Source organism: Streptomyces sp. NBC_01276, assembly GCF_041435355.1.
In the GTDB taxonomy this organism is placed as follows: domain Bacteria; phylum Actinomycetota; class Actinomycetes; order Streptomycetales; family Streptomycetaceae; genus Streptomyces.
In genome coordinates this window covers 1,018,053-1,040,166 of the sequence record NZ_CP108442.1, presented here as the reverse complement: position 1 = coordinate 1,040,166, position 22,114 = coordinate 1,018,053, and the positions used below count along the sequence as shown (strand labels likewise).

The following is a 22,114-nucleotide window of genomic DNA, read 5'->3' as shown; positions in this document are numbered from 1 at the left end:
CTCCGTGAGAGGAGGGGCCGTGGCGACCCCCGCCCGCCGCGTGGACGATTCGGAGCCACCGGGCCGTCGGCTCGGTCCCGTACGGGGGCGGGTCCGGCGGGGCGCTCAGGCACGGGGCCGGCCGGCCCGTTCCGCGGCCCGGCGGGCCATCTCCGCCAGACGGTCCCCGGCGTCCGACCCGGTCGGCCGGGTGGCCAGTTCGCCGCGTTTGCGCAGCTCCACCACGCCGTCGGTGAGCCGGTCCGGGTCGGTGGGGGTGGCGGGCCCGGGTAACCGGGCGTCCGTGGGGGCGTCGGTCCCGCGCACCAGGAAGGTCAGCAGCTCCAGGGCCGACGCCACCGGCGCCGCCGCCCGGCCGGACGGGTCCGTCGCCGTACCGGACGCGGTGGCCGCGCCCGCCGTACCGGACGCACCCGCCGTACCGGATGCGTCCGACGCGTCCGCGGTGCCCGCATCATCCGCCGCACCCGGTGCGGTGGCCGGGGGCCCGGGGGGCCGCTCCCGCTCGGTCTCGGACATCTCGCTGCACTCCTGTCGGCCTCTGGCCCGTGGGCGTCGGAAAGGGGCGGCCGCCGCAGCACCGCGGCGGCCGCCCCTCGGCACGTCCGGGCCAGTCAACCCAGCGCCTCCGCGGGGAGGGAGTCCTCGGATCCGATCTCCCCCGTCCGGGTAAGGCGAATCCCCCGGGAGGGTGAGTGCTACGGCGTGTCGCGAGCGCATCCGGATCCTGTGCGGTAAGTCCCGCGCGGTAGGTCAGCCCGCGGTCGCTGCCGGGAGGGTGGCGGCCACCGCGGCGGCCAGGGCGTACGGATCGCCGCGGGGCGTGGCCGGCGGACGGGTGGTGCGCCGCGCCCACTCCTCCTCGTACGCGTGCCAGTCGATCTCCGGGGGTGCGGTCCGCCGGGCCAGCGCCTTCTCCAGCGTGCCGAAGTACAGCTCCCACCGCCCGGCGTAGAACTCCCCGACCAGACCGCTCCATTCGCGGTTCGCGTAGTCGTGCAGGAAGCCCCCCTCGCTGGTGCCGCGGCGCCCCCACACGGTCAGGATCGAGCGCGCGTCGTACTCGTAGTGGTCCTTCTCGGCCTCCGTCGTGCCCCAGGAGCGGGCCGCGTCCAGCCAGCGGCCCAGCAGGAAGTTCGGGTCGGATCCGGTGAGCGCGTCCAACTGCGCCTCCCTCCAGGCCCATTGGGTGGCGAGCGTGCGCAGCAGCGCGGCGTTCCCCGCCCCGTAGGCCGCCCTGATCCGCGGCAGCAGCACCCGCGAGTGGTCGGCCAGGGCCTGCCGGGCGGTGTCCACCAGGTCGAACCGGTACGCGCTGGAGGAGCGCAGCCGCGGGGCAACCCGCAGCAGGTGGTCCAGGGCGCGGCGCACCGAACCCGCCGGGTAGCGCATGGACCTGGGGCTCCAGTGCCCGGCGCCGGCCGCCGTCAGCCCCGGCCGCGCGGTGAACAGGCTGTCCTGGGACTCCGACCACAGCCCCGAGGAGGTGCTGTACGGGCCCCGGCGCAGCTCATCCCAGGCTGCCGCGGCCTCCGGATCGGGCGCTCCGTAGCGGCGTGCGGCGAAGGCGCCGAACCAGGCCCGCTGGTCGATCGGCCCCGGCTCCCAGGCGAGGTCGGTGAACAGGCCGAAGGCCGCCGGATCGGTCCCGGCCGCCTCGGGCAGGTACGCGGTCCCCGCCAGCGCGCTGTTCCCCTTGGCGCGCCAGGCCGCGAACCGGTCGATCCACACCGAGGTGTTGGCGCCCACCGTCGTGTGCCCGCCGAAGTTGTGGATGCTGCCCATCGCGTACGTGACACCGCCCCAACGGGTCTCCCGGTCCAGGCGGTTGTACCGGTCGGACAGTCCGTCGAGGATCAGCAGCTTCGAGGTGTCCACCCCGGCGAGCAGCTCCGGCGTGGGGTCGTCCTGCCAGCCCAGCACCGCCCACAGGGCCCCCGGGTGCGCGGCGTGCAGGGCGCCCTGGACGGCCCGCGCGGCGGCCTTCACGTCCACCCGGCCCGTCCGTCCGCCCTCGTGCAGCGGGCTCATCCGGTACATCGTGCTGTCCCCGAAGACGGCCCGCTGCTCCGCGTAGTACGCGGCCGCGAGCCGCCCGGACACCGGTGAGGCCGGGTCCAGCCAGTCGGGCCGGGCGAACCCCGCCCAGTCGCCCTGGGCCACGGTGACCGCCCCCGGATTGCGGGCGGCGAACTCCGGCGGCACCGTGCCGAACCAGCCCGGCAGCACCGGGGTCATGCCGAGTCCGCGCAGCTGCTCGGCGACGCGCCCGCCCAGCGCGGCCCGCTCGCGCATCAGGCGTTCGGTGACCGGCCCGCCGAAGCCGCTCAGGTTCTGCAGCAGCCACCAGCTCTGGTGCGCGGGGCCGGGGATCCACTCGCGCAGCTCCCGCGCCGGGTACCCGAAGCCCTGGAGCGCCTTGTAGTACGGGTACTCGGCGCCGACCTGCACGAACACCTCGTTGACCCCGTGCAGGGCGAGCACGTCGATCTGCCGCCGGCGCTCCTCGAAGGAGCGGTACGCGCCCGCGTACCCGTCGTCGGTGTCGTTGAGCGCGTACCGGTGCGGGACGAGCGCGCTGCGGGTGACCGGCTCGGGCACCGCGGGCAGCGTCGCCGGCAGCATCCCGAGGCTGTCGCCCGGCAGGCCGATGTCCACCCCGGCGACGTGCCGCAGGTACCAGCCGACACCGGTGAGCAGCGTCGCGCCGGTGGAACCGCGCACGGTGACGGCGCCCGCGCGGCCGGAGACGGTGAAGGTGTCGGCGCCGGCCGCGGGTTCGGGCACGAGCGTGAACTGCCCCGCGTGGCGCGGCAGGAGCCGCGCCAGGGCGGCCCGCGCGGGCGCGGCGTCGAAGGTCCGGGGAGTCGCGCCGGGGCCTGGCGCCGAGGTCCGGGCATCCGGGCCGCCGCCGACCGCCCGCCGCACCGCGACCCCGCCCGTCACGGCGGCTCCGCGCCCGGCGGCTTCGGGCGTCACCTCCGCGGGCGTCACCGCCCCGGGCACCGCCGCCCCCGGCAGGGCGGCCCCCGGCCGGGCGGCCCTCGGTACCGCCGCCCCGCGCACCGCCGCCCCGGGTGCGGCTCCCGTGCCGGCGAGGGCCAGCAGTACGAGGGCCAGCACCGGCAGCGCCGGGCGTACACCGCGCCGGGCGCGGGGCGGCGGCTTCGTCATCGGGGCCCCGTCAGACCGGCAGCGACCAGGCCTGGTCGGCCCGGTGGTCACCGCAGGGGGCCAGCCGCAGCCGCTCGGCCGGGGCGTCCGGGGTCGAGGGCGCGGCCGGGGCGGTCAGGCACTGGCCGCTCGTCTCCTCGACCAGGGCCCCGTCGCGCCGGTGGCGCCAGCTCTGCCCTGCCTGGCGTCCCGGGGCGCAGTCGGTCAGCTCCACGGCCGCGCTCCCGCCCGCCGCCAGGCACTTCCCGTCCAGCCGCACCCGTCCGCCGCCGCCCAGGGTCCAGCGCTGGTCGCCTCCGGCGGTGCAGCCGGCCAGCACGACGGCGCCGACGCCGCTGGTGTTGGCCCCGTCGGCGCACGCGGCCCCGAGGCCGTTGAGCTGACCGGTGGGCACGGGCTCGGCGCAGCCGTGCGGGGTGAGCCGCCAGACCGCCGTGTCGTGTGCGGCGAGCCGCCCGGTCAGCGCGTCGGAGACCGCGGCGGTCCGCCCGCTCCACAGGTCCTCGGCGTCCACCGTGCAGGCCCGCAGCCCGACGTCGGCCAGCGGTACCGAGACGTCCCGGGCGGCGCCGGAGCGGTTGAGCACGGCCACCGCGCGGTCGCCGTTCGCCAGCGGCCGGACCAGGACGTCGAAGGTGGCGTTCGAGGAGACGACCGAGCCCTGCCGGCCCATCGGGTCCTGGTCGAGGGCGATCAGGCGGGTGTTGCCGAGGGTCGCCAGGCCGCCCGGGGTCAGTCCGGAGACCTCGGAGGAGAGGATGAAGGGGGCCGCCATCATCGCCCACAGCCCGACCTGGCTGCGGCTCTCCGCGTCGGTCAGCCCCGGGGCGCCGGCGATCAGGAAGTCGGGGTCGTTCCAGTTGCCGGGGCCCGCGTACCGGCCGAGCCACCGGTTGTAGCCGTAGTTGCCGAGTACGGAGCTCCACCGCGAGGTGTCGGGGGCGGACGGCTTGTAGACCTTGATGTCGCGGCCCTCGCGCCACAGCTGGCCGGTCTCGCCGACCCAGTCGAGCACCTTGTGCCAGTCCGAGCCGCCCCATTCGCCCTGCTGGAAGTAGGCGGGCGCGGAGGCCGAGAGCACCATCGGGCGGCCGCTGTCGCGCAGCGCGCGGGCCACGGAGTTGTAGGCGTCGCGGTAGGCCTCCTCCTTGGTCCTGCCGGGCGGCACCCACAGGTTGCAGCCGTCCATCTTCACGTAGTCCACGTCCCACGACGCGAACAGCAGGGCGTCGCGGGCGTAGTGGTCCGCGCCGCCGCCCTCGGGGGCGCCGCTGCCGGGGTAGCGCTCGCAGGTGAGTGATCCGGCGTCCTCGTAGATGCCGAACTTCAGCCCCTTGCCGTGCAGGTACCCGCCGAGCCAGGCCATGCCGTGCGGGAACTTCGCGGTGTCGGCGACCAGGTTCCCCTGCGCGTCGCGGCTCTTCTCCATCCAGCAGTCGTCGACGGTCACCGTGTCGTAGCCCTTGGCGGCGAGTCCGCTGGAGACCAGCGCGTCCGCGTTGGCGACCACCGTGGCCTCGTCGACGTCGCACATGTAGTGCGCCCAGTTGTTCCACCCCATGGGCGGGGTGAGGGCGAGCGGGGTGTCCCGGCTCGCCGTCGGCTCGGCCGCCGCCGGGGCGGGGCAGAGCGCGAGGGCGAGCAGGGCGGCCGCGGTCAGGCAGGGGAGCGAGGCGCGCAGGCGAGGCGGCACGGGGTCTCCTTGACGTGGTGGCGTACCGGCGGGGGCGTTCGTGCGCCCAGTGCAGCGGTGCGACTACCCGCTGTCAACATAAGTCGATGTTTCCGCATCAATGACCAGCAATATGGGTGTAGTCGGGAGTGCGGCCGAGGCACGCCGGCCGGGCGATACGGCGTATGTGCCACTGGCTGATACGCTGTATCTCATGCCGAGGAGATCCACCGCCCTGGACCGGGCGACACCGGAGGCCATCGCCCTCACCGCCCTGCGCGTCCTCGACGAGGAAGGTCCCGGAGCCCTGAGCTTCCGCGCCCTCGCCGACCGGCTCGGCGTCTCCCACGCCACCGTCCAGCGCCGCTGCGTCGATCTCGCCGGTCTGCTCGACCTGTGCACCGAACACCTCGCCGCCCAGCTCCCCGAGATCCCCGCCGGCACGGACTGGGCCGAGGCCACCGAGCGGCGGTTCGGCGCGCTCTACCGGCTGCTCACCGCCCACCCCGGACTCCTCGTGCTGCGCGGCGGCCGGCCCTGGCTCGGCCGCCAGCTGCTGGCCCGCCTCGTCGAACCGGCCCTCGCCGACAGCGTCGCCGCCGGGATGAGCGCCGCCGAGGCCATGACCGTCTACCGCCGCATGTACCTGCTCACCCTGGGCAGCGCCGCCTTCGTCGACCACCGGGACCCGGGCGCCGTCACCGCCGCCTCCCGCGCCGCGCTCGCCGCGCTGGATCCGGCCGAGTTCCCGGTGCTGGCCGGCGGGCTGGCCGACGTACTGCCCCCGCTGACCGACCACGAGGTGTACTACGGCGCCCTGCGCCAGCTCATCGAGGCCGCCCGGCCCGCCGTCTGAAAGGCAGTCCGACCATGGAACAGCAGCTCGACCACGCCGCCGTCCGCGCCGCCGCCCGCCGGGTGGCGGGGACGATCCGCCCCGCCGCCGTCGTGCCCGCCGCCGAAGGGGTCTGGTACGCCCTGGAGCACCTCCAGCACACCGGCTCCTTCAAGGCCCGCGGCGCCCACAACTTCCTCGCGGCCCACCGTGAGGCCGGCGCCCTGCCCGCCGCCGGCGTCACCATCGCCTCCGGCGGCAACGCCGGCCTCGCCTGTGCCTGGGCGGCCCGCGCGCACGGCGTCCCCGCCACCGTCTTCCTCCCCGCCAACGCGCCCCGCGTCAAGGTGGAACGCCTGCGCGGCTACGGCGCCGACGTACGGCTCGTGGGGGACCGCTACGCCGAAGCGCTGGCCGCCTGCCGGGAGTTCGCCGCCGACAGCGGAGCCCTGAGCAGCCACGCCTACGACCATCCCCTGGTGGCCGCCGGTGCCGGCACCCTGCTGGAGGAGATCCGGACCGCCCTGCCCGGCCTGGACACCGTCGTCGTCGCGGTCGGCGGCGGCGGTCTGTTCGCGGGCGTCGCCACCGCCGCCCGCGCCCACGGCGTACGGGTGGTCGCGGCCGAACCGGAGCACTGCCGCGCCCTGAACGCCGCCCTGGAGGCGGGCCGCCCCGTCGACGTCCCCGTGGCCTCCGTGGCCGCCGACTCCCTCGGCGCCACCCGGGTCTCCGCCGACGCCCTGGCCGCCGCCCGCGCCGGGAACGCCACCTCGGTCCTGGTCCCGGACGAGGCCATCACCGCCGCCCGCCGGGCCCTGTGGGAGGAGCACCGCCTCGTGGTCGAGGCCGGCGCCGCCACCGCCCTCGCGGCCCTGCGCACCGCGGAAAAGCCCCTGGGTGAACGCGTCGCCGTCGTCCTGTGCGGTGCCAACACCGACCCCGCCGACCTCTGACCGGTACGGGAGCCCGATCCCCGCGGGCCGGCGACGCACCGCTCCGGCGACCGGACCTACGGGGCCTCCTGTCCGTCGCGGACGACGACCACCGTGCTCGCGGCGTACTGGACGACCTGCTGGCTCACCGAGCCCAGCAGGGCGCCCTTGATCCCGCCGTACCCGCGCGTGCCGACCACCGTCAGCTCCGCCTCCCGGGAGGCCTCCACCAGGACCTGGGCCGGCGGGCCCTGTTCGACCCGGCGGAAGACCGGGACGCCGGGCGAGGCGCCGACCGCCTCGGCGACGGTGTCCGCCAGCCGCTGCCGCGCCCCCTCCTCGGCGGACACCAGTTCCGCCTGCTCCGCGATGCCCACCGCGAACGGGTTGGTGTTCCACTGCCAGCTCATGACGGCGTGCACCCGGCTCCCGGTGGCCCTCGCCTGGCCCACCGCCCAGCGGAGGGCCTCCTTCGAATGGGCCGAACCGTCCACGCCGACGACGATCAGGGGCTCGATGGTCTCACTCACAGTGGGTTCCTCTCGGTTCGTCCGGATCGTCCTTCCCTCCCTGTATACACGGACGGGCGGATCCCGCCTCGAACGACGATCGTCGCGGCGGCCGAAGACTTTGGGGGACAGCGGAGACGGCCCGCTCGCTGCGAAGGTCGTCACGACGGCGGGAACGCGCCGGAACGCGACGGCACGGAGGAAACGGGCGATGGCTCAGCGCAAGGGATGTCTGATCGGCTGCGGCGTGGCGCTGGTGGTGGGGATCGGACTCGCCGTCGCGCTGTTCCTCGGCGTCTCCAAGGTCCTTGACGTGGCCGACAAGACCCTGGTCGACCCGAAGGTCTACGCGGAGGTCAAGGTCGGCGACCCGGAGGGCGAGGTCCGCGGCAGGCTGCCCTCCGGCGAGACCTTCGTCAAGGAGGCCCTCAAGGAGGGCGGTCCGGCCGAGCCCGCGGGCAGCACGTGCTCCTGGTACCTCTCCACCAGCGACAGCGGCGACGACGTGCTGCGCTTCTGCTTCAAGGACGGAAAGCTCGCGGACAAGGCCGAGTACCGCATGAAGTAGACCCCTTGCCGGGGCGTCACCCGCCTCCCGGCCGGCCGTCCAGCCGGGAGGCGGAGCGGGCCAACCCCGCGGCGGCCGTGTCGCAGCGCAGGGCCAGCTCGTCCACGCGGGCCCGGAAGGCGTCCGCCTGCGCGCCCCTCCAGTCGAGGCGCTCGCAGGCGCCGCGCAGCCGCCGGGCGCGTTCGCGCAGCGCGGCGGCGTGGGCGCGCAGCCCCTCCGCCACGTCGGGCCGCCCGCTCACGCCTGCTCCTTCCAGGGCGCGAAGGCGTTCGTCACCCCGGCCAGCGCGGGCCCCAGTTCGGGGTGGTGCCGCAGCAGCACCGTGACCATCGAGTTCCGGTCGATCCAGCGCAGCCCCTCCGGCGTGTACACCTCCGGCCGGTAGTCGGTGGTGAAGAAGCGGTCGCTCTTCAGGCGCCGGCTGGCCATCAGGATGAAGATCCGGAAGAGGGTGTCGCTGAACCCGAAGCCCGCCGGGCGGGGTTCGGCGAGGTTTCCGACGAGGGTGTCGACCCGGTCGAGCCGGCCGTCGTAGAGCTCCCGCAGCAGCGGGGTGTCGCCCGGGTGCCCGCCGGTGAGCTCCTCGAAGGAGGTGACGGGCCGCTTGCGCAGCATCTGCCGGTAGGCGTTGTAACGCGGGATGCCGCGCTCGCGGTCGCGCAGGATGTCCACGGTCCCGAGGTCGACGTGCTCGCCCGACAGGCGCTTGAGGTTGCGCAGCGCGTCCGGGTGGTTGTGCAGGACCAGGGCGCCGGGGTGGGTGACGCCGAAGGTGTAGAGCAGGTCGCTCGTCCCGTACGCGTCGACCGAGCTCCGGGTCGTGGCCCCCTGCATGTCGTCGAATCCGATGACCTTCCGCGTCCCGCCCCGCAGGTGGTCGCGGACGGTGATCTCGTCGGGGATCAGGGGGTGCAGCCGGTACGCCGAGACGAACTCCTCCGTCATGGAGAAGGGCGCGGCGTGGTGGTCGGTCCGCGAACCGAGGATGCCGCTCAGGGCCTCGCCGCCGATCCGGCCGAACCGGCGCGTCACCCAACGCGGCAGCAGGCCGTGCCAGTTGGCGTTCATCGACTGCCGCAGCACCGGGGTGTCGAGGATCCCCGGAGTCCACTCGACCGTGTGGATCTTCGCCATGAGGGCCGTGTTGACCAGCCGGGCCGTGTGGAAGAGCCGCTCGTCGTCCCAGGTGGGGTGGTGCGAACGGACCAGGTCGCAGATGGAGTTGTGCTCCTTCGCGAAGAGCGTGTGCAGCAGCGAGAGCCCGGCCCAGTAGTCGCTGTTCATGCCCGTGGCGTCCAGGCAGTCCATGCCCGGCCGCGGATCGGCCGGCAGCCGGCCGTCGTCGAGGATCAGGTGCCCGTGCTCCCCGGTGCGCAGCGAGCGGCAGCGGGCCTCGTCCGAGCCGTAGATCTGCGAACCGTCCCACCAGTGGGTGACCGTGTTCTCGTACGTCGGCGGGGCGCCGGGGGTGGTGTGGGAGACCGGGTCGGGACGGGTGCGGTTCACCCGCATCGGGCAGCCGCCGGTCTGCTCCTCCCAGTCGTCGTCCGCGGCGAGCGGGACGGTGAACGGCTCCGCCTCCTCGTTGTCGCCGTGGTTGGCCCAGCCGTGGTTCTGGAACTGGATCCACGCCGCGGCCAGCAGGTTCAGCGTCGGTGCCGGGACGAATCCCCGCCGGGCCAGCAACTGCCGGCTGACCTCGCGGGGGCTGGGCGCCATCAGGTCCTCCCCGTCGGGGAAGGCCATGTGCAGCGGCGCGTTGCGGTCCAGCCGGGTGCCGACCCGGCCCATGTCCACGTCGTACGGGTCGTAGCCCGAGCCGTCGTACGAGCGGTACGGCGCCGGCTGCGCGGTGGGGCGCCGGTCGCGTTCGCCGCCCGCGCCGAAGGTGTCGTAGAGGTTGTGCCGGCGCAGGTCCTCGCGGAGCACCGCCAGGTTCAACAAGCCGATCGGAGCGGGCAGTTCGTGCCACTCGTAGCTGCGGTTGATCAGGGAGAAGGCGGCGGACTCCAGCCGTTCCAGAACCCCGGGCGGCCCGTACGGCTCCGGGGACGGGGACGGGGACGGTGGCGCCGGGTGCGGGCCGCCGTCCGTGTTCCCGTCCCGCCCCCGCGCCCCCGGGGGCGTCGGGGGAGCGGTCTGCTCGGCGGTCCGGGGGGTGGTCTCGGTCATCGGGGTCCTCAGCGGTCGTGGAGGGTGAAGAGGTGCGTGCCGGTGACCCGGCCGCGGAACGGCGCGAGTTCGGAGTCGACGTGCGCCCGCGCGTGCGGGACGTCGTGTTCGAGGTTGTGCGCGTACCGCTCGGCGGCGTGGCACAGCGGGAAGGCGTGGGTGTCGTCGGCCCAGGTGAACTCGGTGAACCCGGCGGGCGGCGCGTACGGGGAGACCGCCGAACGCCCTTCCAGGCTGGGCACGATGTCGTGCTCGTTGACCAGGGACACGACCCGGGTCCGCGGGTCGGCGGCCCGCTTGTGGTCGACGGGCGAACCGATCGCGATCACGTGCGTGACCGTGTACAGCGCGTTGAAGTCCCGGCTCGACGCCAGGTTCATGGCGGTGATCCCGCCCTGGCTGTGGCCGACCAGGGCCACCTCCGTGCCGGAGGGGACCAGGCGGCGCAGCGCCTTGACGACCGCCCGGGTGTACGGGGTCTCGCGGGCGCCGACCGCGTCGATGGCGCCCACCAGGTCCTGTGGGCTCTCCGCGTTGAACGCCTTGCCCATCCCGGCCAGTTGCACGACGTGGCGGCCCACGCCGTCCGGCCCGGCCACCTGCTGCACCAGCAGCAGGCCGGCGGTGCCGATGCGCCCGATGTTGCGGACGTAGCCCACGATGGAGCCGGAGGTGTCGAGGTCCGCCAGCAGTTCGGCCGACGCGGTGTGCGGTTCGGCCCGGCCCGCGCCCCGGTCCAGCACCGACCAGAGCGCCGCGCTGATCCCCAGGAAGTAGTCCGAGGTCAGGGGGCGGCCCGTGGCGATCTGCCAGCCCGCGTTGTCGTTGAAGGGGTTCTCGTCGGTCAGCGCGTTCCAGGCCATGATGTCGGCGAAGGACGGCGCCAGCAGCGCCAGCGCGTACTCGGCGCCCTTCTCCGTCAGCAGTCCCTTGAACACCCGTAACGCCTCGGCCTGCCGGTCCTCGTCGATGGCGCGCAGCACCCTGGAGGTGGTCGGGTTCTCCAGCAGTTCCGGGTGGCGCACCGACGCCGCCCGGATCCGGGCCTTGAGCCCCTCGACGGCCAGACTCACCGCCAGGCTCTCCCTGCTGGTCAGTACGCCGGCCAGCCAGAGCGCCCCGGCCAGCGGGTGACGGCCGTGCGGGGCCCAGCCGAAGCCCCGGGCGTCCGTCAGCGCGGACACCAGCTCCCGCCGGTTGCCGCGACGGCGGCGGGGGCCGGCCGTGGCGGGCGCCGGACGCGGGGCCAGGGCGACGCGGGAGGCGTAGCGGGCGGCCTCCCGCACGGCGTCGGCGGCCTCGGCCAGCTCGGCGCAGACCGCGTGCAGCGAGGCGACGTCCGGTTCGGTCACGGACGGGACGGCTGGGGGCATGACACTCCCTCTCTGGGGCCCGGTGCGCCTCCGGGGCGGCCGGGCCCTGGCTCACGGGTCGGTTCAGCGGCGGGTGAGGCGCAGGCGGAGGGCGGCCGTGTCGAGGATCCCCGGCAGCGGGCGTGCCACGTCGAGGGCCGGGCGGGCCGCGGTGATGCGGTGGCCGCGCAGCACCTCGGCGCAGACCAGGGAGGTCAGCAGCAGGGCGATGTGCTCGCCCGGGCAGCGTGCCCCGCCGTGGCTGAACGGGGCCACCCGGGTGTCCCCGTGCACGTCCGGTACCAGCCAGCGGCCGGGTGCGAAGAGGTTGCCGCCGTCGACCTGTTCGGGATCGCGCTGGTGGAAGCCCATCGGGACGAGGACGTTGGTCCCGGCCGGGTAGCGCACCCCGCGCCACTCGGTCTCGGTACGGGTGACCCGTACCAGGTCCGGGACGATCGGGTACAGCCGGACCGACTCCTCCAGGCAGGCCCGCAGCCGCGGCAGCCCCGCCGTCCCGGCCGCCGCGTCGGCGTGCGCCGCCTCCTGCTCCGCGGGGTGGTGCGCCAGCAGGAACAGGGTGCGCAGCACCACCGGCGCGGCGAGGTCCACGCCGAGCAGCCAGTGATGGGTCTGCCCGAGCGGGTCCGTGCCGTCCGGCGAGGGCTCGCTCAGCGCGCGGGCCGCCAGGGTGTGGGCGGGCGCGGAGGCGGCGTACCGCGCGATCCGGTCCTCGACCTCGGCGTAGAGCGCCTTCGCCGCCTCCGGGCGCCTGCGGCCCATCCAGTTGGCGTGCCCGCGCAGGGTCACGAGCCGGTCGGACAGCTCCTGGTCCTCGGCCGCCTGGTCGCCGAGGACCACCCGCCGGGAGATGCGGGTCATGGCCTTCCAGAACAGCGGGAACCCGACGGCGCTCCGCTCGGTCAGCCGCCGGCACTCCTCCTCGACGACCGTACGGAACTCCTCGCAGGAGGGGTGCACCGGCCGGTCGGCGGCGAGCGCCCGGTCGTTGACCCGCCGCCGGTCCTCGCGCACCGGGCCGTGCGAGCAGATCACGCCGGTCGGCTCGAACACCGAGAGGCTGTCGTACTTGTCCTTCGCGTCCATGGCGAGCGTGGACACCGGCTCCTCGAAGAACCGCCGGACGTCGGCCTGGTCCAGCAGCACCAGCATCTCGCCGGACAGCGCCCGCACCATGACGGGCGCCCCGCGGTGGCGGGCCCGCATGGCGCGCAGCGTCGCGTTGGACCAGGCGGGTTGGTTGACGCGGGAGTACAGGGACATCACCCCGAAACGGGGGTTGGCGACGCCCCGGACGAACACGGGCAGGGTGTGCGTGGCGACGAAGCGGACGGTCTCCGCCAGCCCCGCCCGGACGGGGGGCAGCGGGGCGGGCGCCGGGCGGGCGGCGGACCCGGTCCCGGCGGCCCGGGGGGCTCCGGAGGGGCGGCGCCCGGCGGCTCCGGTCCCGGTCTCGGCGGACTGGGTCATGACGTGACCACCTTTCCGGGGTTGAGGAGGTTCCGCGGATCGAAGAGCCGCTTGAGGCCCCGCTGCAACTCCAGGGACACGGGCCCCAGTTCGCGCTCCAGCCAGTCCCGCTTCAGGGTGCCGACGCCGTGTTCCCCGGTGGTCGTGCCACCCAGGGCCAGACCGGCCTCCATGATGTCGTCGTACGCCGACCGGGCGCGGGCCGACTCGTCCGCGTCGGACTCGTCGAAGACCACGGTGGGGTGCAGGTTCCCGTCCCCCGCGTGGCCGAGGGTGAAGATCTGCAGCCGGTGCTGCGAGGCGATCCGCTCGATCTGCCCGACCAGCTCCGGCAGCGCGGACCGCGGCACCGCCACGTCCTCGATGAACGCGGTCAGCCCGCCGCCCCGGGAGGCCATGTACGCCGCGAGCGCCGGACTGACCAGCCGGCGCGCCTCGATGATCTCCCGGGCCTCCTCGGCGGTCGCGGCGGTGGCGATGTGGTCGGCCCCGGCCTCCTTGCAGAGCAGCTCCATGGCGGTCAGGTCCGACGAGGGGTCGGCGCCGTCGCTCTCCACGATCAGCGTGGCGGCGCTCCCGGTGCGCAGCAGCCGGTGGCGGCCGAGGTCCACGACGGCCTCCGTGGTGGCCCGGTCGAGGAGTTCCAGCGCGGACGGGGTGTGCCCGGCGGCGGTGATCGCGGCGACGGCCTCGCCGGCCGCCTTGAGGGAGGGGAACTGCGCGAGGAGGGAGAGGGCCGGCGGCCGGGCGGGCCGCAGGGCGAGGGTGGCCCCGACGACCACGGCCAGGGTGCCCTCGGAGCCGACGACCAGCCGGGTGAGGTCGTAGCCGGCGACGCCCTTGACGGTGTCCCGGCCCGTGCGCAGCCGGCGGCCGTCGGGGAGGACGAGGTCCAGGCCGAGGACGTAGTCGGCGGTGACCCCGTACTTGACGCAGCAGATGCCGCCCGCGCCGGTGGCGATGTTCCCGCCGATGGTGCAGTGCTCCCAGGAGGCGGGGTCCGGCGGGTACGTCAGCCCGTGCCCGGCGACGGCGTCGGCCAGGCGGCGCGTGGTCACCCCCGGTTCGCAGCGCACCAGCCGGTTGGCCGGGTCGACGGAGAGGATCCGGTCCATCGCGGCCGTGGACAGCACGATGCAGCCGTCGACCGCGTTCGCGGCGCCCGCGAGCCCGGTCCGGGCGCCCTGCGGCACGACCGGCACGCCGAGCGCGTAGGAGGTGCGCATGACGTGCGCGACCTGCTCGGCGGTTCGGGGGACGGCGACGACGGCCGGGGTCCCGCACGCGGAGAAGGGCGCGGAGTCCCGGGAGTGCGCCGCCAGCACCGCCGGGTCGGTGAGCAGGGCCTCGTCGGGGAGCTCGGAGCGGAGCGCGGACAGCAGGAGGGGCGTGTCGGTGGTGGGGGGCATGCCGGCCTTCCGGGACGGTGCGGGGTGAGTGCGGGGGGTGCCTCGGGGCCTGGGGCTACATCGAGGGGAGTTCGGTGGCTACGGGCACGTCGATGAGCACCGGGCCGTCCTGCTGGAGGGCCGACTCCCGTACGAGCTTGGTGAGTTCGCCCGCGCCGGTCGCCCGGTGGGCCGGTACGCCGTAGCCCGTGGCGATGGAGGTGATGTCCAGGCCCGGGATCTCCAGGCCGGGCGCGCCCTGGGCCCGCTCGACCTGGGCGAACCACTGGAGGATGGCGTAGCGCTGGTTACTCAGGACGACGAAGGTCGCCGGGATCCGGTAGGCGGCGGCGGTCCACAGCGCCTGGACGGCGTAGTGGGTCGAACCGTCACCGATGACGCAGACCACCGGCCGGTCGGGGGCGCCGAGCTGCGCTCCGACGGCCGCGGCGAGACCGAAGCCCAGGCCACCGCCCGCGGTGAAGAGGAAGGAACCGGGGGTGCTGATCCGGGTCGCGTCGTGGAACTGGCCCAGGTTGGACGGCGATTCGTTGATCCAGAGGGTGTTCTCGGGGGCGCCCTGGGCGATCGCCGACATCGCGGCGAGCGGGGTCAGCATCCCGTCCGTCTCCGCGTAGGAGACGGCCCGCTCGATGCGCGGCGCGGCCTCCTGGGCCCGCCGCTCCGGCAGCTCCGCCAGCAGCGCCCGTACGGTCAGCGCCAGGTCGGCGACCAGGGCGTCCCCGACGGGGGCGCGGGCCGCCTCCTCCGCGTCGCGGGTGAGCTGCACCAGCTCGGCGCCCTCGGGCAGGTAGGCGCCGGGGACGTACGGGTAGTAGCAGAACACCGGGGCGCCGATGACGAGGACCAGGTCGTGGCCCTCCAGGCAGCGCGCGAGCGGCGCGATGGCCGGCGGCAGCGTCCCCCGGTAGCGGGGATGGGACTTGGGGAACGCGCACCGGCCCTCGGTGGGCGCCGACCACACGGGCAGCCCGGTGCGGTCGGCCAGGGCCACGACCGCGTCCCAGGCCCCGCCCGCGTCCACGTCGTTGCCGACGACCAGGACGGCGCTGCGGGCACCCGCCAGGCGGGCGGCCAGCGCCCTTACCGCCTCGGCGGACGGCACGGCCGCATGGGTGACGGTACGGGCGGCGGTCCGCTGCGCGGCCCGGTCCTCGGCCTCGTCGATCACCACGTCGAAGTCGTCCATCGGCAGCGAGACGAACACCGGTCCCTGCGGCGGGGTTTCGGCGATCTGGGCCGCGCGGGCGAGGGCCGGCGCCACGTCGGCCGGGCGCGGCGGCTCGTACGCCCACTTGACGGCGGGCTGCGGCAGGAGGGTGGACTGCGGATTGGCCAGCAGGGCCTCCATGGTGAGCATCGCGCGGACCTGCTGGCCGGCGGTGACCACCATCGGGGTCCGGTTCGCACGGGCGTTGAGGATCGCGCCCATGGCGTTGCCCGTACCCGGGCCGGTGTGCAGGTTGACCAGGGCGGTGGTGCCGGAGGCGAGGGCGAAGCCGTCGGCCATGCCCACGACGACGGCCTCCTGCAGGCCCAGTACGTAGCGGAAGTCGTCGGGGAAGTGCTTGAGCATGGGCAGTTCGGTGGAGCCCGGGTTCCCGAACACCGTGGTCATCCCGCGTGTGCGCAGGACGTCCAGGACCGACTCGCGGACCGTACGCATGGGGTTCCTTAGCGGAGCAGACGGAAGCAGTGGGTGATCAATGCATCACATTGCGTTGATCAAGGCAAAACCCATGATCCGTTCGGGTCGGCCGTGCAGAACCCCCTGCCGGCCACCCGCTCCGCGTGTTACGGCCCGCCCCGGCCGGCCGTCTCCCGGGACGGGGGACGCGTCGACCACCCGGACGGTGGACGTCCCGTGTGCGCGGGGTTGACCGTCCGGGCGTCGCCCGGGGAACCGGCTACCCCGGCAGCCTGCTGCCCCGCATCCAGTGCCGGCCGGTGCTCCAGCCCAGCAGCCGGCGGGCCCGGCCGGCCTCGGCGGTGCCGTCCGCACCGAAGGATCCGCCCCCGGCCACCAGGCGGAGCCCGGCGAGGGCCGGGGCCAGCAGCGTCCGTACGTGCCCGGACCGGCGCGCGGCCTCCGCCTCGATCCAGGCCAGGACCGCCTCCCGCTCCGCCGCTTCGCACAGCGAGAGGTGGAACAGCATCTGCCGCCACGCGTACGCCGCGTCCTTGATCGTGGGCATCGGGCGCGGGTTGCCCTCCACCCGGGCCAGCAGCCGGCACACCGTCCCGAAGCAGTCCCGCGCCGGCCGTGCCCAGCCGGGCTGCGGCGCGATCCGGGCCCGCGCGGCCAGGGTGGCGAGGTTGTGCGTGGTCAGGATCTGGGCCTGCTCGATCACGGTGCCGTTCGCCGCCGTGGACCAGCCCGGGGATCCCGTACCCGCCCGCTGCGCGCACAGCGCGGCGAACTCCGGCGCGGTGCGGGCCGGGTGGCCGCGCAGCGCGCTGTCGGCGGCCTGCGCGACCGCCATCCGGCGCACCGCCGCGTAGTCGATGCCGTAGTAGCGCGCGTACAGGCTCCCTTCCAGGAGGTCGGCGGCGATCCGCGCGGCGACGAGGAACTTCGGGCTGAAGGTCCCCATGAAGATGTCGGCGGCGAGCTCCTCCACGAACGGCGCGCCCAGCTCCGCCCGCCGGGAGAGCTCGCCCAGCTCACGCACCAGGGGATTGGGCAGCACGGTGGCCGGGAAGGCGCACACGGCCAGCTCGCCGAGCCGCCGCAGCGCCTCCTCGGCCGGCTCCCGGTCGGCCGGTCCGTCCGAGAGGCCGTCGGCGAGGTCGCCCGCGAGTTCGCCGGAAACGGCCCGGACCCAGGGGAGTTCCCCGATCCGCACCTGGTGTTCCAGATTGAGCAGCAGCAGGGAGCGCCGGCGCCGGAAGGCGCGGTACGTCGCCGCCATCAGGGTCCGCAGCGGCGCGTCCGCGTACCGCTCGGCGGTGACCGCGGCGACGAGCTGCGGCACCAGCGCGGCCAGCACCTCGGCGGACGGCACCACCCCGCGCTCCACGAGCACCTCCAACGGGGCGCTGAGCGCGCCGCGGACGACGGCGGCGACGGCCGGCGGCACCACCGCACCCTCGGGCAGCCCGGTCTCCCCGGCCTCGCGCCCGCTCACCGGAGCCACCGCGGCCTCCGGGTCCGGGATCCCGCGCTCCCCGTCGAGGGGGGCGATCCGCCGCAGCACCAGCGCGGCCAGCGCGTGGTGCGAGGGCAGCGCCGCGTGCTCGGCCCGGGCCCGACGCAGCCGGGTGTGCGCGGGGGAGCCGGGTACGCCGCGCTTGGCGACCATCGAGGAGACGGCGACCCGCAGCAGCCCGGCAAGGCGGGGCGCGAGGGCGCGGCCCGCGAGTTCCTCCTCCAGGGCGCGGCGCAGGATCGCCGCGTTCGACTTCGGGTCCAGGTGCTTGGTACAGCGGGTGTGCGCGGCGGCGAGGCCGGCGTACCGGGCCAGCAGCGCGGCCCCCTCGGCGCGCCAGCCCGGCGGAGGCGCGTCCGGCCCGGCCGCCGCCAGCCGGTGCGCGAGCAGTTCGTCCTCGAACGGCCGCCATACGGACAGGGCTTCGCGCTGCGCCTCCACCCCCGGGTGGGGCTTGCGGCGGGCCAGCGCGGCGGCGGCCTCGCCCGCGGTGCGGCGGTGCAGGCAGTCCACGCCGGGCGCGGGCCGCTCGGCGGGCCGCGGGGCGAACCGCAGCCGGTCGGCGAACGGGCCGATCTCCGCGACGAGTTCGGCGGCGGAGTCGAACCGGCCGGCGCGCACCAGCCACGCCACCGTCGCCAGCGCCGCCTCCTCGGGCGCGTGCACCTCGTAGCGGCCGCTGTCGAGCAGGGACCACAGGTCGCGCAGGCCGTCCTCGGTGAGGTGGTGGGCGAAGAGGTCCGACCGGGTCGCGGGTACGCCGGCCCGCCGGGCGGTCTCCTTCTCGTGGGGCAGCAGCGGCCCGCCCGCCGCGGCCGAGCCGGTCGCGAAGCCTCCGGTGACCACGTCCGGCGTGACCCAGGCGGGCAGCGTGGCGACGGGGGTCCGCGATCCGATGGACAGGGTGCCCCCGGCCATGCCGGACAGGACGTCCCGCCACTGGCGGGCACGGGCCCCGGCCCGTTCGCGGGTGGCCGCGTCCTCGTGGGTGAGCGAGGTCCGCAGGGCCCGGGCGAGCCGGTCCGCCGCGTAGGACGGGGACGCGGAGACGGACGGGGACGGGTGCGGGAGCTGCTGGTCAGCGTGTGCGTTCATGGCCGGCGTGGCAGGTTCTGCCCCTGCGCCCTCCGGGAAGGAAGCCCGGTGCTCTGCTGCTGAGCTACACGCCGTCGTTCGCCACGAACGTAGGCGGTGGGACGGCTCCGCACAACGTGTTTTGTGCGGGCGGCGGGGCGGGCGGGCCGAACCCGTGGGTAAAGCGGTTTCGCGAGCGCGGGGATAAAGCGCATTAGTACCGGCCCGGAACAACCGTCGATAAGAAGTCAAACACTGACGCGCAATCATCTTCGTTATTGAACCGATACCTTCATGGGGAAGCCTTGAACTAAAGCGCATCAGTCCAGGTCAATGACGGGTGTGGCGAAGGCCTGAAGGCGCCGTCGAGGTCACCTGTCTCGTTTCGGGACGTATGTGCCGTCGGCCAGCTGGCTTTCGGGCTCGTTGACGGGGTCCCGGTTTCCGGACAGCGTGGGCGGAGCGTTCCGGCAGCGAGGCCGGAACTCCCCCGGAAGGCGGCGACGATGACTCGTTCACAGCTGACCCGTACGGCCCTCGCCACGCTGGTGGCCGGTTCCCTCCTCTCCCTCTCCGCCTGCGGCCTCGGCGGCGCGGGGGACACGAAGGAGGCGGAGAAGACCGGCAGGGTGGCCGGGGAGATCACCTTCCGCACCCTCCAGCTCAAGCCGGTGTACACCGGATACGTCCAGGGGGTCATCGACTCCTTCGAGAGGAAGTACCCGGACGTCAAGGTGAAGTGGGAGGACGTCCCGGGCGACGGCTACAACGAGAAGCTCGTCGCCGACGCCCAGGCCGGAGCCCTCCCCGACGTGGTCAACCTCTCCACGGACTCCTTCCAGCTGCTCGGCGACCGCGGCATGCTCGCCGACGTCGCCACGCTCGACGCGGCCGTCGCCAAGGACTACGTCCCCGGCGCCTGGGAGCAGTTCAGACTCCCCGGCAAGGGCGACGGCGTGTACGCCTACCCCTGGTACGTGACCCCCGAGATCCTCACCTACAACCAGGACCTCTTCCGCGAGGCCGGCCTCGACGCGGACAAACCCCCCACCACCGTCGAGCAGTTCTTCGACTACGCCGAGCAGATCGCCGCCCGCTCCGGCGGCCGGTACTCCGCCTTCATGGCCGACCCCAAGGGCCGGCTCCCCGGCGACTGGCAGAAGATGGGCGTCCCGCTCCTGAACGCCTCACGGGACCGCTTCACCTTCGACACCGACCAGGCCGTCGCGTGGGCCGAGCGGATGAAGGACCTCTACGCCAAGGGCGCCATGCCCAAGGAGTCCCTCCTCAAGGCCGACGACATCAACCAGCTCTACGGCGGCGGCAAGCTGGTCTTCGGCCCCGGCTCCCCGGGCTTCGTCAAGGACATCAGGCTCAACGCCCCCCGGATCTACGCACAGACCCGCGTCGCCGGCGCGGTCACCGGCACCCTCGGCCACATCGGCATCTACGCCCAGTCCCTCGGCATCAGGAAGGACACCCGGCACCCGGACGCCGCCGCCGAGTTCGCCAAATGGGTGACCAACGGCCCCAACCAGGTGGAGTTCTCCAAGAAGGCCACCATCTACCCCTCCAACGCCAAGGGCCTGGCCGACCCGTACTTCTCCGACGCGGGCGACGGCAAGGACGCCGAGACCCTCGCCCGTGCGATCGGTGCCCGACAGCTCGCCACCGCCGACCTGGACGCCAACACGCCCGTCGAGTGGACCAGTCAGGTCGGCGACGCGGTGGCGCGCGAGATGCAGAAGGCCGTCAAGGGGGAGGAGGACGCCCGGACGGCGGTGCGCAGGGCCCAGGAGGAAGCCAACCGGCTGCTGGCCGCGACGGTGCGGAAGTGACCGCGGCCGCGACCCCGGCCCCGCCCGCGACCCCGGCAGCGGCCCGGGACGGCGGGCGCGGGCGCGGGCGCGGGCGCCCGCGCGCGGCGGACCGGGCGACGGGGGCCGACACGGGACTGCCCCACCGCAGGTGGTGGACCCCCTACCTGTTCCTCGCCCCCGGCCTGCTGATGGTGGTCCTGTTCAGCCTCTGGCCCTTCGTCAACACCGTCGTCCTCTCCTTCACCGACGCCCAGATCCTGCGCGGCGGCTCCTTCGTCGGCTTCGACAACTACACCCGCGCCTTCGCCGACCCCGACTTCTGGGTGGCCACCGGCAACAGCGTGCTCTACCTGGTCGTCGTCGTTCCCTGTCTGGTCCTGCTGCCGCTGGCCCTCGCGGTCCTCGTCCGCACCGAGGTTCCCGGCATCGGCTTCTTCCGTTCCGCCTTCTACACCCCGGTGATCGCCTCGGCCGTCGTCGTCGGCCTGATCTGGCAGTGGGTGCTGCGCAGCGACGGGCTCGTCAACACGGTCTTCGAGCGGATCGGCGTGATCTCCGGGCCGATCCCCTTCCTCACCGACAGCACCATGCTGCTGGTCTCCGCGATGATCGTGACCGTGTGGAAGGGCCTCGGCTACTACATGGTGTTCTACCTGGCGGCCCTCGGGAACGTGCCCGCCGCGCTCTACGAGGCGGCCGCCCTCGACGGCGCCGGCCCCGTACGCCGCTTCTTCAGCATCACCGTCCCGCAGGTGAAACCGATGATGCTGCTGGTCGGCACCCTCTCCGCCATCTCGGCCCTGCGCGTCTTCACCGAGATCTACATCCTGGGCGGGGAGAGCGGCGGCCCCGGCGGCGGGTCCCGCACCCTGCCCTTCCTCATCCGGCAGGTCGGCCTCGGCTTCTCCGGGGAGACCGGCTACGCCAGCGCCCTCTCGATCCTGCTGTTCCTGCTGACACTGGTCTTCAGCCTGCTGGGACGCCGCCTGTCGAAGGGGGACGAGGAGTGAGCGCGCACGCCCCCTCCCGGGAGGTCCGCCGGCGCCGGCTGCTCGGGCTCGCCGCCCGGTACGCGACGCTGCTGCTGATGCTCGCGGTCGTCCTCGGGCCGATCGTCTGGCAGTTCCTGACCTCGCTCAGGGGCCGCACCGAGAACGTCTACGACGGCGTGCTGCCCTCCCGGCCCACCCTCGAAAACTACCTCCGCGTCGCCGAGTCCTTCCCGCTCCTGCAGTACGTGGGCAACACCCTCACCGTGGCGCTCCTCGCGATCACCTCGAACATGCTCTTCGCGGCGATGGGCGGCTACGCCCTCTCGCGGGCCGGGTGGAAGGGCCGCAGGACGGTCTTCACCCTCCTGGTGGCCACCCTGATGTTCCCCTTCGAGTCCGTCATGATCTCGATGTTCCTCACGGTCCGGGAGATGGGCCTGGTCGACACCCTGATCGGGGTCTGGCTGCCGGGAGCGGTCTCGGTCCTCAACATCATGGTCATGCGTGCGGCCTTCCTGGCCGTCCCCAGGGAGATCGAGGAAGCCGCGGTCCTGGACGGGGCCAACGAGTGGACCCGCTTCACCCGGGTCTTCCTCCCGGCCGCCAAGGGGGCCCTCGCCGTCGTCTGCATCACCAGCTTCATGGGCGCCTGGGACGACTTCCTCTGGCCGCTGCTGGTCCTCACCGACAGCGAGCACTACACCCTCCAGCTCGGCCTGAAGACCCTCGCCGGCGCCACGACCACCAGCGACCAGCGGATCATCGCGGCCGGAGCCATGGCCGCGTTCGTGCCGATGATGCTGCTCTTCTTCGCCCTCCAGCGTTTCTTCTTCAAGGGGGTGGGCGAGGGAGCGGTCAAGACCTGACCCGTCCGGGTTCCCTGGACCACCCGGGCCACCGGGTGGTCCGAGTCACCCGGTCCGCCCGTTCGCCGTCCCGCGCCGTCCGACCCTCCGTCCACG

Annotated in this window: 17 protein-coding genes and 1 tRNA gene; 6 read left to right on the top strand and 12 right to left on the bottom strand. The window is 74.4% G+C overall.

Translation table 11 applies throughout. The annotated features are described in order from the left end of the window. Positions 1-105: 105 nt before the first annotated feature. The 3 genes from OG295_RS04230 to OG295_RS04220 form a co-directional block, all read right to left on the bottom strand. Positions 106-519, bottom strand: a complete 414-nt coding sequence (locus OG295_RS04230; RefSeq protein WP_371675609.1) for a hypothetical protein — start codon at positions 517-519, stop codon at positions 106-108. A 234-nt stretch (positions 520-753) separates the two neighbouring features. Next, positions 754-3,174: an alpha-N-acetylglucosaminidase TIM-barrel domain-containing protein gene (locus OG295_RS04225; RefSeq protein ID WP_371675608.1), complete on the bottom strand. Its 2,421-nt coding sequence runs from the start codon at positions 3,172-3,174 to the stop codon at positions 754-756. A gap of 10 nt (positions 3,175-3,184) precedes the next feature. Beyond that, a complete protein-coding gene (locus OG295_RS04220) occupies positions 3,185-4,867 on the bottom strand; it encodes a ricin-type beta-trefoil lectin domain protein (RefSeq protein ID WP_371675607.1) in 1,683 nt (560 codons plus the stop codon). A 193-nt stretch (positions 4,868-5,060) separates the two neighbouring features. On the opposite strand from OG295_RS04220, the gene OG295_RS04215 reads away from it, so the two are divergent. Continuing rightward, a complete protein-coding gene (locus tag OG295_RS04215; RefSeq protein WP_266845812.1) occupies positions 5,061-5,702 on the top strand; it encodes a TetR/AcrR family transcriptional regulator C-terminal domain-containing protein in 642 nt (213 codons plus the stop codon). Positions 5,703-5,716: 14 nt separating this feature from the next. Then, entirely contained in the window at positions 5,717-6,637 is a 921-nt protein-coding gene (locus OG295_RS04210; protein WP_371675606.1) for a serine/threonine dehydratase, read from the top strand. 56 nt (positions 6,638-6,693) lie between these two features. Here the strand turns inward: OG295_RS04210 and OG295_RS04205 are convergent, their stop codons facing one another. After that, a complete protein-coding gene (locus OG295_RS04205) occupies positions 6,694-7,146 on the bottom strand; it encodes a universal stress protein (RefSeq protein ID WP_371675605.1) in 453 nt (150 codons plus the stop codon). Positions 7,147-7,336: 190 nt separating this feature from the next. Here OG295_RS04205 and OG295_RS04200 point away from each other — a divergent pair, with 190 nt between their 5' ends. Then, positions 7,337-7,693, top strand: a complete 357-nt coding sequence (locus OG295_RS04200) for a hypothetical protein (RefSeq protein WP_371675604.1) — start codon at positions 7,337-7,339, stop codon at positions 7,691-7,693. A 16-nt stretch (positions 7,694-7,709) separates the two neighbouring features. Here OG295_RS04200 and OG295_RS04195 read toward each other — a convergent pair whose 3' ends face one another. The 8 genes from OG295_RS04195 to OG295_RS04160 form a co-directional block, all read right to left on the bottom strand. Continuing rightward, on the bottom strand, positions 7,710-7,934 hold the full coding sequence (locus OG295_RS04195) for a hypothetical protein (RefSeq protein WP_371675603.1): 225 nt from the start codon (positions 7,932-7,934) through the stop codon (positions 7,710-7,712). Further along, positions 7,931-9,865 carry a peroxidase family protein gene (locus OG295_RS04190; protein ID WP_371675602.1) on the bottom strand — a complete coding sequence of 645 codons (1,935 nt, stop codon included), beginning with the start codon at positions 9,863-9,865 and terminating at the stop codon, positions 7,931-7,933. The genes OG295_RS04195 and OG295_RS04190 overlap by 4 nt, the downstream gene beginning before the upstream one ends. A gap of 8 nt (positions 9,866-9,873) precedes the next feature. Then, the gene (locus tag OG295_RS04185) at positions 9,874-11,238 is read right to left on the bottom strand and encodes a hypothetical protein (protein WP_371675601.1); all 1,365 of its coding nucleotides are present in this window, start codon (positions 11,236-11,238) and stop codon (positions 9,874-9,876) included. 63 nt (positions 11,239-11,301) lie between these two features. Continuing rightward, on the bottom strand, positions 11,302-12,708 hold the full coding sequence (locus OG295_RS04180) for a cytochrome P450 (RefSeq protein ID WP_371675600.1): 1,407 nt from the start codon (positions 12,706-12,708) through the stop codon (positions 11,302-11,304). Next, a complete protein-coding gene (locus OG295_RS04175) occupies positions 12,705-14,117 on the bottom strand; it encodes an FAD-binding oxidoreductase (protein ID WP_371675599.1) in 1,413 nt (470 codons plus the stop codon). Before OG295_RS04175 ends, OG295_RS04180 begins: the two co-directional genes overlap by 4 nt. A gap of 55 nt (positions 14,118-14,172) precedes the next feature. Beyond that, positions 14,173-15,783: a benzoylformate decarboxylase gene (gene mdlC / locus OG295_RS04170; protein WP_371675598.1), complete on the bottom strand. Its 1,611-nt coding sequence runs from the start codon at positions 15,781-15,783 to the stop codon at positions 14,173-14,175. Positions 15,784-16,024: 241 nt separating this feature from the next. Beyond that, positions 16,025-18,361: a hypothetical protein gene (locus tag OG295_RS04165; RefSeq protein ID WP_371675597.1), complete on the bottom strand. Its 2,337-nt coding sequence runs from the start codon at positions 18,359-18,361 to the stop codon at positions 16,025-16,027. After that, a tRNA-Gly gene (locus tag OG295_RS04160) sits at positions 18,361-18,435 on the bottom strand. Before OG295_RS04160 ends, OG295_RS04165 begins: the two co-directional genes overlap by 1 nt. Positions 18,436-18,846: 411 nt before the next feature. Here OG295_RS04160 and OG295_RS04155 point away from each other — a divergent pair. From OG295_RS04155 to OG295_RS04145, 3 genes are read left to right on the top strand one after another with little or no spacing between them, the layout of a single operon-like run. Continuing rightward, a complete protein-coding gene (locus OG295_RS04155) occupies positions 18,847-20,178 on the top strand; it encodes a sugar ABC transporter substrate-binding protein (protein ID WP_371675596.1) in 1,332 nt (443 codons plus the stop codon). Beyond that, positions 20,175-21,170: a carbohydrate ABC transporter permease gene (locus OG295_RS04150; RefSeq protein ID WP_371675595.1), complete on the top strand. Its 996-nt coding sequence runs from the start codon at positions 20,175-20,177 to the stop codon at positions 21,168-21,170. The genes OG295_RS04155 and OG295_RS04150 overlap by 4 nt, the downstream gene beginning before the upstream one ends. Then, on the top strand, positions 21,167-22,018 hold the full coding sequence (locus OG295_RS04145; RefSeq protein ID WP_371675594.1) for a carbohydrate ABC transporter permease: 852 nt from the start codon (positions 21,167-21,169) through the stop codon (positions 22,016-22,018). The genes OG295_RS04150 and OG295_RS04145 overlap by 4 nt, the downstream gene beginning before the upstream one ends. The last annotated feature ends 96 nt before the right edge of the window (positions 22,019-22,114 follow it).

Excerpts from the sequence above, each read along its gene's own strand:
- OG295_RS04230 (WP_371675609.1), bottom strand. The coding sequence starts at position 519 with ATGTCCGAGACCGAGCGGGAGCGGCCCCCCGGGCCCCCGGCCACCGCA.
- OG295_RS04225 (WP_371675608.1), bottom strand. The coding sequence starts at position 3,174 with ATGACGAAGCCGCCGCCCCGCGCCCGGCGCGGTGTACGCCCGGCGCTG.
- OG295_RS04215 (WP_266845812.1), top strand. The coding sequence starts at position 5,061 with ATGCCGAGGAGATCCACCGCCCTGGACCGGGCGACACCGGAGGCCATC.
- OG295_RS04210 (WP_371675606.1), top strand. The coding sequence starts at position 5,717 with ATGGAACAGCAGCTCGACCACGCCGCCGTCCGCGCCGCCGCCCGCCGG.
- OG295_RS04200 (WP_371675604.1), top strand. The coding sequence starts at position 7,337 with ATGGCTCAGCGCAAGGGATGTCTGATCGGCTGCGGCGTGGCGCTGGTG.
- OG295_RS04190 (WP_371675602.1), bottom strand. The coding sequence starts at position 9,865 with ATGACCGAGACCACCCCCCGGACCGCCGAGCAGACCGCTCCCCCGACG.
- OG295_RS04185 (WP_371675601.1), bottom strand. The coding sequence starts at position 11,238 with ATGCCCCCAGCCGTCCCGTCCGTGACCGAACCGGACGTCGCCTCGCTG.
- OG295_RS04180 (WP_371675600.1), bottom strand. The coding sequence starts at position 12,708 with ATGACCCAGTCCGCCGAGACCGGGACCGGAGCCGCCGGGCGCCGCCCC.
- OG295_RS04175 (WP_371675599.1), bottom strand. The coding sequence starts at position 14,117 with ATGCCCCCCACCACCGACACGCCCCTCCTGCTGTCCGCGCTCCGCTCC.
- mdlC (WP_371675598.1), bottom strand. The coding sequence starts at position 15,783 with ATGCGTACGGTCCGCGAGTCGGTCCTGGACGTCCTGCGCACACGCGGG.
- OG295_RS04165 (WP_371675597.1), bottom strand. The coding sequence starts at position 18,361 with ATGAACGCACACGCTGACCAGCAGCTCCCGCACCCGTCCCCGTCCGTC.
- OG295_RS04155 (WP_371675596.1), top strand. The coding sequence starts at position 18,847 with ATGACTCGTTCACAGCTGACCCGTACGGCCCTCGCCACGCTGGTGGCC.